Origin of the sequence: Lutibacter sp. B1 (genome assembly GCF_012524075.1) — a bacterium.
GTDB lineage: Bacteria > Bacteroidota > Bacteroidia > Flavobacteriales > Flavobacteriaceae > Lutibacter.
On record NZ_JAAZUI010000008.1, the window covers coordinates 25,281 to 37,214 of the forward strand.

Consider the following 11,934-nt stretch of genomic DNA (forward strand, 5'->3'; position numbering starts at 1 on the left):
TACTGGTTTTAACAAAGTTTTAATGGACATACTTAACTATAACAGCTAATTATACTAAATTTGTGTTTTAATTTATCAAAATGGATTTAAAATTTTTTAAAAAATCAGCTCCAACATTAATCATCATGGGTATTTTCTCTGTGATTATGATTTATGCAATTTATACGTTATTAACTCCACAAAAAAAATTACCTGTTTATAATCCGGCAGATGTGAACCCTAAATTGGTAGATGAAAGTATAGTACATATTAGAAGAAATCATAAAGTAGCTGATTTTAAATTGATCAATCAAAATGGCGATACCATTACCCAAGAAAACTATAAAGACAAAATTTATGTGGCAGATTTCTTTTTCACAAGATGCCTAACTATTTGTCCGGTTATGACCAATAATATTGGAAAACTACAAGAAGTTTTTAAAAATGATGATGATGTGATGTTTTTATCTCATTCGGTTACACCTGTAATAGACAGTGTATCAGTTTTAAGAGCGTATGCTAATGTTAAAGGTGTAATTGATCAAAAATGGAATATTACAACAGGTGATAAAAAACATATATATAATTTGGCAAGAAAAAGCTATTTTGCAGTTTTAGATGAAGGAGATGGCGGATTACAAGATTTTATACATACAGAAAATTTTGTATTGGTAGATAAAAAACGTCAAATAAGAGGTTTTTATGACGGTACTGATAATGAAGATATTAAGCGTTTAATTACTGATATTCGTATTTTGCAAAATGAATCTAAAGATAAATGATATTTATCATAGTTTAGAATCATTCTAATTTACTATATTTGCTCATTATTTATAATTATTCTTAATAATGAGTGATACAATAGCTAGTTTACAAATTGGAGAAAAAGGTTTTATTGAACACCTTTGCTTAGAAAATATTCCATTAAAATTACTTGAAATGGGGTGTTTACCAGGAATTGAAGTTCAATTAATTCAAAAAGCGCCAATGAAAGATCCGTTATATATTAAAGTTAATGGTAGCCATTTAGCTATTAGAAAAGAAACTGCCGAAAAAATAACTATCGTAAAATAATTGAAAAGTAATGAGTCATGACAAGGTCGTAAAAGTTGCTTTAATTGGAAATCCGAATACCGGAAAAACATCATTGTTTAATCAGCTTACAGGTTTAAAACAAAAAGTAGGAAATTATCCGGGAATTACTGTTGACAAAAAGCAAGGAAAATGCAAAATTTCTGAAAATTTAACAGCAGAAATAACTGATTTACCGGGTACATATAGTATCAATCCAACTTCTTTAGACGAAACAATAGTAATAGATACATTATTAGATGAAGAAAATGAATTATATCCTGATTTAATTATTGTTGTTGCAGAAGTTGAAAATTTAAAACGAAATTTACTTTTATTCTCTCAAATTAAAGATTTAAAAATTCCTACAATATTGGTTATCAATATGGTTGACCAAATGGAAAGAAAAGGAATTAATATTGATATAAAACAACTTGAAGAAAAACTAAATACAAAAGTTGTTTTAATAAGCGCAAGAAAAAATACCGGAATTGATCAATTGAAATCTATCATTTCAGATTATCAAAAATTAGATACTACACCGGTAGTCAACATTTCAGAAAAAATAGATAAAGATTATTTTACCAAATTAAAAAGTGCTTTTAAAGAATTTCCTTTATATAAATCGTGGTTATTAATTACTCAAAATAAAGAATATGAGTTTTTAAACGATGATCAAAAACAATTGGTTTTAAAATTTAGGGAAGATGTTAATTGTATAAAAAGATATCAGCATAAAGAAACTATTTTTCGATATCAAGTAATTCATGAAATTTTAAAAGAAACTTATAAGGTTGACAAAAGTCAAGCAACCGACCTGCGTTCAAAACTTGATAAAATTTTAACTCATAAAATATTTGGATACATCATATTTGCAGCTATAATGCTGCTTATTTTTCAGGCAATTTTTGAATGGGCAAGTTTGCCAATGGATTTAATTGATGGTGTTTTTGCCAATTTAAGTGAGTTTGTTAAAAATAATATGGCGCCTGGTGCTTTTACCAATTTAATTGCTGAAGGAATTATTCCCGGTATTGGTGGTGTTGTTATATTTATTCCGCAGATAGCAATTTTGTTTTTATTTATTTCCATATTAGAAGAAACGGGTTATATGAGTCGTGTGGTATTTTTAATGGATAAAATAATGAGAAGATTTGGAATGAGCGGTAAAAGTATTATTCCATTAATTTCAGGAACAGCTTGTGCTATACCTGCTATTATGGCTTCTCGAAATATTAGTAGTTGGAAAGAGCGCTTAATAACTATTTTAGTTGTTCCGTTTACAACCTGCTCTGCTCGTTTACCGGTTTATGCTATTTTAATTGCATTAATTATTCCTGCAAAACGGGTATGGGGTATTTTTAATTTACAAGGCTTAACCTTAATGGCGTTGTATTTACTAGGTTTTACCGCAGCAATAATGTCTGCAATTTTGTTAAATAATGTATTAAAAATAAAAAATAAAAGTTTGTTTGTAATTGAAATGCCAAATTATAAATTACCTTCTTTAAAAAATATATTTTATGAAGTTGTAGAAAAAACAAAAGCATTTATTTTTGGAGCCGGTAAAATAATTTTAGCACTTTCAATAGTATTATGGTTTTTAGCTTCAAACGGTTCATCAAATTATACAAATGCCGAAAAAATAGTTACTTCCACTAAAGAGAATCAAAATTTATCGGAACAAGCTCTTCAAAAAAAGATTGTCGCTTTTAAATTAGAAAATTCTTATATTGGAGTAATGGGTAAAACTATAGAGCCTGTTATAAAACCTTTGGGTTATGATTGGAAAATAGGAATTGCTTTAATTAGTTCTTTTGCTGCGCGTGAAGTTTTTGTAGGTGCATTGGCAACTATATATAGTGTTGGAAGTGATGAAGATACAGGAACTATTAAGCAGCGAATGGCTGCTGAGGTAAATTCTGAAACCGGTGAAAAACGCTTTAATTTGGCAACAGGAATGTCTTTATTAATGTTTTATGCTTTTGCAATGCAATGTATTGGAACATTGGCAATTGTTAAAAGAGAAACTAAAAGTTGGAAATGGCCTATTTTACAATTGGTAGGTATGGGAATTTTGGCATATATTTCAGCGTACATAACTTTTATAATTTTTAAGTGATGCAACAAATTTTAGTATACATAGCATTGGTGATTGCAATTATATTTTTAGTAAAAAAGTACTTTTTTACTAAAAAGAAAGGTAGTTGTGGTACAAATTGTAATTGTTAAATTATCCTAAACCAACATCTAAAGACATCATAATTATAAAGCCACCAATAAAGCCAAGAGTTGCCACATCGGTATATTTATCTTGCTGAGTTTCAGGAATAACCTCTTCAACTACAACAAATAACATGGCTCCGGCAGCAAAAGCTAACGCATAAGGTAAAATAGGTTGAAAAGCAATAACTGCCCATGCACCTATAACGGCAGCAATAGGTTCTACAATAGCTGAAGCTTGTCCATACATAAAACTTTTAAATCTGCTAACCCCTTGTCTTCTAATAGGCATGGAAACAGCAAATCCTTCAGGAAAATTTTGTAAGCCAATACCAATAGCAAGTGCAACAGCACCACCAATAGTGGCTCCATCAAAACCGGCAGCTACACCTCCAAAAAGCACTCCAACGGCTAAACCTTCCGGTATATTGTGTAAGGTAATAGCTAGTACCAATAACGTAGTTCTATGCCAAGGTGTTTTTACACCTTCTTTTTCTGATTCTTTAAAATTTAAATGTAAATGAGGTAAAATTTTGTCTAATCCAAATAGAAATAATGCTCCAAGAGAGAACCCTACTACAGCAGGAATTACTTTTGTAAACCCTTCTCCCGGACTCATTTCTATTCCGGGAGCTAATAAGCTCCAAAAGCTGGCAGCTACCATAACACCACCTGTAAAACCTAGCATTCCATCTAAAAGTGCTCTGTTCATCCCTTTAAATAAAAATACAAGAGCAGCACCTAATGCTGTTAATCCCCATGTAAATAAAGTAGCGTAAAATGCTGCTAAAATTGGATTTATACTTTCAAAATAGTTAATTATTTGCTCCATAACATTATATTTTTTTTACATATAAATTTTTTGAGGTTTGATGTGATATTGAAAAAGAATTTTGATTGCTCTCTATAACCATTGAACTGTCAAATTCTTCTTTTGAAATTATTTTTACGGTACTTCCTATTTTAAGATTTACACTGTCTAAAAGTTTTAAAAATGCTGAAGATGAATCTTTTACTCCAATAATTACATAATTATTATTTATAGCTACTGAAGAAAGCATGTTATTTTTATGATGCGTAATATCTCCGTCCTTATTCGGAATAGGATCACCATGAGGGTCAAATTCAGGATAATTTAAAAATGCTTCTAACTTATCAGTTAAAGTGTCCGATTTTATATGCTCTAATTGTTCGGCCAATTCATGAACTTGATCCCAATTATAATGAAGTTTATTCACCAAAAAAACTTCCCATAACCTATGTCTTCTAATAATTTTTACGGCAATATTTTTACCGTTTAACGTTAATTTTACTCCTTGATACTTTTTATAATTAACCAAATCTTTATCAGCTAATTTTTTAAGCATATCTGTAACAGAAGAGGCTCTGGTTTTAAGCTCTTTTGCAATTAATGTAGTATTTACATTTTTAGAATGTAACAATTCTAAACTATAAATAGTTTTTAAATAGTTTTCTTCTGTTTTAGTTAACATTAAATAAATATTTAGACAAATATAAATAAATATTTAGACTTGTCTAAATATTAAAAAACTTAATTTTATAGGAAGCTGTAAAAAATGTATTTTTGGTATTTAAAATTATTCAAAAATGAATATAGTAATTTATGGAACAGGCGGTGTTGGTGGTTATTTTGGAGCACGTTTAGCGCAGGCAGGTAATAATGTTACTTTTATTGCCAGAGGAAAACATTTAGAAGCAATAAAAGAGAAAGGACTGCGGCTAAAAAGTTTTAAAGGCGATTATAAAGTTTACCCTGCTAATGTTACTTCCAATATTTCTGAAGTTGCTGATATTGATCTTATTTTAGTTTGTGTGAAAACATGGCAATTAGTAGATGTAGCTAAAGAAATAAAACCTGTATTATTACCTGAAACTATGGTGATTTCATTATTAAATGGTGTTGAAAACGCAGATGTTCTATGCACTTCAATTGATAAAAAACATGTGTTAGGAGGTTTATGTAAGATAATTAGTTTTATAGAAGATTATGGTGTTATTAATCACGTTTCTTATGAACCTACTATAGTTTTTGGAGAATTGAATAATAAGAAAACTAAAAGAGCACTACAATTAGAACAACTTTTTTTAAATGCAGGTTTTACAACGAAATTAGCTGAAAACATTCAGCAAGAAATTTGGACAAAATTCTTATATATCTCAACGGTAAGTGCTATTGGAGCTTTAACTAGAGCTACTATTGGAGAAATGATTGCAATTCCTCAAATAAAAGAAATAATGTACCAAACAGCTAGAGAAATTATAAGTATAGCTAAAGCAAAAGGTGTTAATTTGCCAGAAGATACTATTGATAAGCAATTTCAAATAATAGAATCACAGCCATATAATGCTACATCATCTTTACAACGAGGTGTGTTGGAAGGAAAACCATCAGAATTAGAAGCTCAAAACGGTACAATTGTAAAAATGGGAATTAAACTGGGTATTCCTACTCCTGTAAATTCATTTATTTATAATTGTTTATTGCCTCAAGAAAATAAAGCAAGAGGATTAAGCTAGTTTGACTTTAGGTTTTTTACTTATCATATAAACACCAATAATAACCAATAAGCAACTTAATATTTTAACACTATTTATATCCTGAATATATTCTGCGTGACCTAAAGCGTAAGCATATACACTCACCATAATAAAACTTATTACAGGTTGTAAATAAATATAGCTTCCGTTAACTGAAGGAGAAACTTTAGTAAGTGCATAAATATTAAGTAAATAAGTAAAAAAAGTGGTTCCAATTATAACAAAGGCAACAGTTAAATAAGTATTTAAAGTAAAGGCAGCATAATTAGTGGTTAAAGCATCTTTGATTCCTATTGGAAACATAAAAATAAATCCGAATAAAAATACCCAGCTAACAACTGTAAACGGATTGTATTTTTTCATAAGCGGTTTTATCAGCACTAAATAAGTAGCGTAAGAACAAGCGTTTATAAAAATAAATGTATTCCCTAAAACTGAACTTGTACCACCAGATTTTTTGCTGAATAAAATTAAAAGTACAGCGCCAATTGCTCCAACGCTAATACCTATAATTTTATACGTTGTTATTTTTTCTTTTAAAACAATTGCTCCAAAAATTAAAACCATAACAGGTACAGAAGTCATAATTATAGATGCATCAATAGGTGAAGTTAAACTTAAACCATGAAAAAATAATAACATATTAATAGTAATACCAAAAAGACCACAAACGATCAATATAAAAAAGTCTTTTTTTTCTACTTTTTCTTTTATAAAAGACTTCACAATCCAAAATAAGATTCCTGCAATTAAAACTCGTAAAAAAACAAAAGCTGAAGGGCCAATTTTATGTGGCATAACACCTTTAGCTATTAAATGGTTTACGCCATAAATTATATTGGCTCCTAAAAGAGCTAAATGAGCTTTGTAATTACTTTTATCCAAATTATACCTGTTTTTTAAATGAATTTTGAAAAGTACAAATTTCAAATAAACAATAGTCTTTTAGATATCAATAATTTTTATTGAAATAAATAAAAAAGAGAAGTTTTCTTATTTCAAAGAAGCTATAATTTTTTTCAATTCAGATTTGGCGTAATTATAACCTAAAGCATAAGCTTTATCAATAGATTTTGTGTCTAAAACACCAATTTTATTAATTCCTAAAGGTGCAAAAACGTAAGCACATTGTTTAAATTTTTTAATATTATTTGCATCTAAACCAATATGATAAACCCTATACAATAGTTTTAAAGAAGAATTAATTTCCGATTTATCAATAGCGTAAATAGGATTTACAAAGCTTCCTATAATTTTATCGCACCGTTTCATTAAAGGTTCAATAGGAAAATTATTTAAAATACCACCGTCAGAATATAAGCTGCCATTAATTTCAATAGGAGAAAAAACAGGAGGTAAGGCAGACGAAGCAATTAATGGTTTTATTAATTCTCCCTTTTCAAAATAATCTAATCTGCCGGTTAATAAATTGGTAGCAGTAACAGTTAAAGGGTATTTTAAACTTTCAAAAGAATCGTCAGGAAAATATTTGTTAAAAATAAGCGAGTACTTATCACTATCAAGTATTCCTGGTTTATTTACAGCATATAAAGAAAATTTCAATAAAGGCGTTTGTTTAAAAAACACGATCATTTCTTCGGTAGAATAACCTGCGGCATATAAAGCTGATACTAAAGCACCGCCACTGGTACCTGAAACTATTTGTGGAACAATATTGTTTTCTAGTAAAACTTGAATAAGTCCTACATGAGCTAACGCTTTTACACCTCCGCCCGAAAGAACTAATCCTATTTTTGATTCCATTTTAGTAGTTGTATATTCTCAAATGTACAAATTTTAGCAAAAAAACACTAAAAAGTAACTACAAAATAGGCTTTATTGTTTTCTATATAAAGTGTAACTTTGCGCTTTTAAAAGTTGAAAATTAAGGATGGAATACAATTTTAGAGAAATAGAAGCCAATTGGCAAAAATATTGGGCAGAAAATGAAACCTTTAAAGCTGAAAACCCTGCGCTGAGTAGAGCCGAAGGGGAATTAAATAAGCCAAAATTTTATGTGTTGGATATGTTTCCTTATCCGTCTGGAGCAGGTTTGCATGTTGGGCATCCGCTTGGGTATATAGCTTCTGATATTTATGCGCGTTACAAACGCCATAAAGGTTTTAATGTGTTGCATCCGCAAGGGTATGATTCTTTTGGATTACCGGCAGAGCAATATGCTATTCAAACAGGGCAACATCCTGCAATTACTACCGAGGCAAATATTGCTACTTATAGGAAGCAATTAGATAAAATTGGTTTTTCTTTCGATTGGTCTCGCGAAGTGCGTACTTCCGATCCTAAATATTATAAATGGACTCAGTGGATTTTCATTCAATTATTCAATTCTTATTATTGTAAAGATGCCGATCAGGCTCGTTCTATTTCTGAATTAGAAGAGGTTTTTACCGCAGAAGGAAATACTCGAATTAATGCAGCGTGTGATGATGATGTTCAGACTTTTACTGCCGAAGATTGGAACAGTTTTTCAGAAGAGGAAAAACAAAAAATACTTTTAAAATATCGTTTAACGTATTTATCTGAAACAGAAGTAAACTGGTGTCCGGATTTAGGGACGGTTTTAGCGAATGATGAAATTGTAAATGGTGTTTCAGAACGTGGAGGACATCCTGTTGTCAGAAAAAAAATGAAGCAATGGAGTATGAGAATTACTGCGTATGCACAACGTTTGTTAGATGGTTTAAATAAAATTGATTGGCCACAACCTTTAAAAGATTCTCAAACTTATTGGATTGGACGTTCGGAAGGTGCGATGGTTTCTTTCCCTGTCATTCCTGCGGAGGCAGGAATCTCATCAAGAGAAAATATTTCGGTATTCACCACTCGCCCCGACACTATTTTTGGTGTAAGTTTTATGACTTTAGCTCCGGAGCACGAATTGGTTTCAAAAATTACAACTGAAGCTCAAAAAGCTGAGGTTGAAGCTTATGTTAAAGCAACTGCAAAACGAAGTGAGTTGGACCGTATGGCTGATGTAAAAACCATTTCAGGTGTATTTACAGGTGCGTATGCTTTGCATCCTTTTACAGGTGAAAAAGTGCAGATTTGGATTGGAGATTATGTGTTGGCAAGCTATGGAACAGGTGCTGTAATGGCTGTACCTTGTGGTGACCAGCGTGATTATGATTTTGCGAAGCATTTTGGATTAGAAATTCCTAATATTTTTCAAGATGTTGATATTTCAGAAGAAGCAAATGCAGATAAAGACAATTCAATAATTGCAAATTCCGATTTTTTAAACGGATTGCCGTACAAAAAGGCAATGAAGCGTATTATTTATGAAATTGAGCAACGTGGTTTTGGGTACGGAAAAATAAATTACCGTTTGCGCGATGCTGTTTTTAGCCGTCAGCGTTATTGGGGAGAGCCGTTTCCTGTGTATTATAAAAACGGATTACCTCAAATGATTGACGAAAAATATTTACCGCTTGAATTGCCGGAAGTTGAAAAATACTTACCTACTGAAGACGGTAAACCACCTTTAGGAAATGCAACTGTTTGGGCTTGGGACACTGTTAAAAATGAAGTTGTTTCAAATGAAAAAATAAATAATGAAACGGTATTTCCTTTAGAATTAAATACAATGCCGGGTTGGGCAGGAAGTTCGCAGTATTTTAATCGTTATATGGATTCACAAAATGAGGATGAAATATTTTCGCAAGAAGCGGTGAATTATTGGCAAGATGTTGATTTGTATATTGGAGGTAGCGAACACGCAACCGGACATTTATTATACTCTCGTTTTTGGCAAAAATTTATGTTTGATAGAGGTTTTGTACCAAAAGATGAATATGCTAAAAAGTTGATTAACCAAGGAATGATTACCGGAACGAGTGCTTTTGTAAAAAGATTAGATGCTCAATTGCATAAATATGAAGATGGAAAACTAAAATCTGCTGAAGGGTTAAGTGGAATACCAGCAATTTTTATTTCTGAAAATAAAAAAATACAAGACTATCAAGAATATATTGTAAATCATATAAAAAAATATGTAAGCGAGGAGATTTTAGAGGAATTCAATAATACAAACAATTTAAGATTTAATGTAGGGCAATCAAAAATTCATTCAGATGTTTCATTTGTAAATTCACATGATGAATTAGATATTGAAGCTTTTAAAAACTGGAGGTCAGAATTTAAAAATGCTGAATTTATTTTAGAAGAAGATGGAACATTCAAGGTTTCTCGCGAGGTTGAAAAAATGTCGAAATCTAAATACAATGTTGTAAATCCTGACCAAATTTGTGAAGAATACGGTGCCGATAGTTTGCGTTTATTCGAGATGTTTTTAGGTCCGTTAGAGCAATCTAAACCTTGGAAAACTTCCGGTATTTCGGGAGTTTATTCCTTCTTAAAAAAATTATGGAAATTGTACCATTCCGGTGAAAACGGCGCTTTTTTTGTTTCAGATGATGAGCCAACAAAAGACGAGTTCAAAGTTTTACATAAAACCATTAAAAAAGTTGAAGACGATATAGAGAATTTTTCTTTCAATACGTCGGTTTCAACATTTATGATTGCGGTTAATGAACTTACAGCTTTAAAATGCAATAAACGTACAATTTTAGAACCTTTAGCCATAATTATTGAACCGTATGCACCACATATTGCTGAAGAATTATGGTCAAAATTAGGACATACTACATCAATTTCAACCGTTGATTTTCCAGTATTTGAACCTAAATATTTGGTAGAAAGCAGTAAAGAATACCCGGTTTCATTTAATGGTAAAATGCGTTTTAAAATTGAATTACCATTAGATTTAACTAAAGAAGAAATTGAAGCTGCTGTAATGGCTCACGAAAAAACTAAAGAACAATTACAAGGGCGCATACCTAAAAAGGTTATTGTTGTACCAGGTAAAATTGTGAATGTTGTTGGGTAGTGTTGAAAACCTATTGATAAAAAAATATTTTTAAAACGTAAATTGGATTAGCGATTTTGGTTTTAAGGTTACATTTACAAAACCTTAAAACCAAAAAAATGATAATCGGACTTCCAAAAGAAATCAAAAATAACGAAAATCGCGTTGCAATTACTCCTGCCGGAGTGTATGAATTAACAAAAAATAAGCATACAGTTTACGTTCAGCAAAACGCAGGTGCGCATAGTGGTTTTGATAATAACGATTATATAGAAGCTGGAGCTGTTATATTGCCTTCTATTGAAGAAGTATATTCAATTAGTGATATGATTGTTAAGGTTAAAGAACCTATTGAACAAGAGTATGATTTAGCTAAAGAAGGGCAGATAATTTTCACCTATTTTCATTTTGCTTCAAGTGAAAAGTTAACCAAAGCAATGATTAAAAGTAAAGCAATTTGTATTGCTTACGAAACTGTTGAGGATAAAAATGGCACTTTGCCGTTACTTACTCCAATGTCTGAAGTTGCAGGAAGAATGGCTGTACAGCAAGGTGCAAAATATTTAGAAAAACCGATTAAAGGAAAAGGTATTTTATTAGGAGGAGTTCCGGGAGTTCAACCAGGAAAAGTGTTGATTTTAGGTGCCGGTGTTGTTGGAGTTCAGGCAGCAAAAATGGCTTCGGGTTTAGGAGCTCATGTCACTATTTTAGATGTTAGCATGGATCGTTTAAGATACGTTAACGATATTTTACCTAGTAATGTTATTACTGAATTTTCTAATGAATATAATATCAGAAAGCATATAAAAACACACGATTTAATTATTGGTGGAGTTTTAATTAAAGGCGCAAAAGCACCAAAATTAATATCCAGAGATATGCTGAAAGATATGCATCCGGGAACTGTTTTAGTTGATGTTGCGGTAGATCAAGGTGGATGTATGGAAACTACAAAACCAACTACGCATGAAAACCCTACTTATATTATAGATGATGTTGTACATTATTGTGTGGCTAATATGCCGGGTGCTGTACCATATACTTCTACCATAGCTTTAACAAATGTAACACTACCATACGTAATAGATATAGCAAATAAAGGTTGGGAAAAGGCTTGCGAAGATAATATAGGTTTACAAAAAGGCGTAAATATTGTTAATGGAGAAGTTATTTATAAAGAAATTTCTGAAACATTTCACATGTAAAAGAACGGTTTT

10 protein-coding genes are annotated in these 11,934 nt (G+C 30.9%); 6 read left to right on the plus strand and 4 right to left on the minus strand.

The features are described from left to right. Nucleotides 1-80 precede the first annotated feature (80 nt). The 3 genes from HGB55_RS06285 (at nucleotide 81) to feoB (ending at nucleotide 3,172) form a co-directional block, all read left to right on the plus strand. On the plus strand, nucleotides 81-761 hold the full coding sequence (locus HGB55_RS06285) for an SCO family protein (protein ID WP_168815741.1): 681 nt from the start codon (nucleotides 81-83) through the stop codon (nucleotides 759-761). Nucleotides 762-828: 67 nt separating this feature from the next. Next, nucleotides 829-1,053, plus strand: coding sequence for a FeoA family protein (locus HGB55_RS06290; protein ID WP_168815742.1), 225 nt, complete (start codon nucleotides 829-831; stop codon nucleotides 1,051-1,053). A gap of 10 nt (nucleotides 1,054-1,063) precedes the next feature. Then, complete coding sequence (gene feoB / locus HGB55_RS06295; RefSeq protein ID WP_168815743.1) at nucleotides 1,064-3,172, plus strand: ferrous iron transport protein B; 2,109 nt, start codon at nucleotides 1,064-1,066, stop codon at nucleotides 3,170-3,172. A 111-nt stretch (nucleotides 3,173-3,283) separates the two neighbouring features. Here feoB and HGB55_RS06305 read toward each other — a convergent pair whose 3' ends face one another. Continuing rightward, on the minus strand, nucleotides 3,284-4,105 hold the full coding sequence (locus tag HGB55_RS06305) for a ZIP family metal transporter (RefSeq protein WP_168815745.1): 822 nt from the start codon (nucleotides 4,103-4,105) through the stop codon (nucleotides 3,284-3,286). A gap of 4 nt (nucleotides 4,106-4,109) precedes the next feature. Next, on the minus strand, nucleotides 4,110-4,766 hold the full coding sequence (locus HGB55_RS06310) for a metal-dependent transcriptional regulator (protein WP_168815746.1): 657 nt from the start codon (nucleotides 4,764-4,766) through the stop codon (nucleotides 4,110-4,112). 115 nt (nucleotides 4,767-4,881) lie between these two features. On the opposite strand from HGB55_RS06310, the gene HGB55_RS06315 reads away from it, so the two are divergent. Further along, nucleotides 4,882-5,811 carry a ketopantoate reductase family protein gene (locus tag HGB55_RS06315; protein ID WP_168815747.1) on the plus strand — a complete coding sequence of 310 codons (930 nt, stop codon included), beginning with the start codon at nucleotides 4,882-4,884 and terminating at the stop codon, nucleotides 5,809-5,811. Here HGB55_RS06315 and HGB55_RS06320 read toward each other — a convergent pair. Both HGB55_RS06320 and HGB55_RS06325 read right to left on the minus strand, forming a co-directional pair. Beyond that, nucleotides 5,803-6,717, minus strand: a complete 915-nt coding sequence (locus HGB55_RS06320) for a DMT family transporter (RefSeq protein WP_168815748.1) — start codon at nucleotides 6,715-6,717, stop codon at nucleotides 5,803-5,805. The two genes, HGB55_RS06315 and HGB55_RS06320, sit on opposite strands and share 9 nt — an antisense overlap. 108 nt (nucleotides 6,718-6,825) lie before the next feature. Then, complete coding sequence (locus HGB55_RS06325) at nucleotides 6,826-7,596, minus strand: patatin-like phospholipase family protein (protein WP_168815750.1); 771 nt, start codon at nucleotides 7,594-7,596, stop codon at nucleotides 6,826-6,828. A gap of 127 nt (nucleotides 7,597-7,723) precedes the next feature. Between HGB55_RS06325 and HGB55_RS06330 the strand changes: the two genes are divergently transcribed. Both HGB55_RS06330 and ald read left to right on the plus strand, forming a co-directional pair. Continuing rightward, nucleotides 7,724-10,738, plus strand: a complete 3,015-nt coding sequence (locus tag HGB55_RS06330; protein WP_168815752.1) for a leucine--tRNA ligase — start codon at nucleotides 7,724-7,726, stop codon at nucleotides 10,736-10,738. A 98-nt stretch (nucleotides 10,739-10,836) separates the two neighbouring features. Continuing rightward, entirely contained in the window at nucleotides 10,837-11,922 is a 1,086-nt protein-coding gene (gene ald / locus HGB55_RS06335; RefSeq protein WP_168815754.1) for an alanine dehydrogenase, read from the plus strand. Nucleotides 11,923-11,934 lie beyond the last annotated feature (12 nt).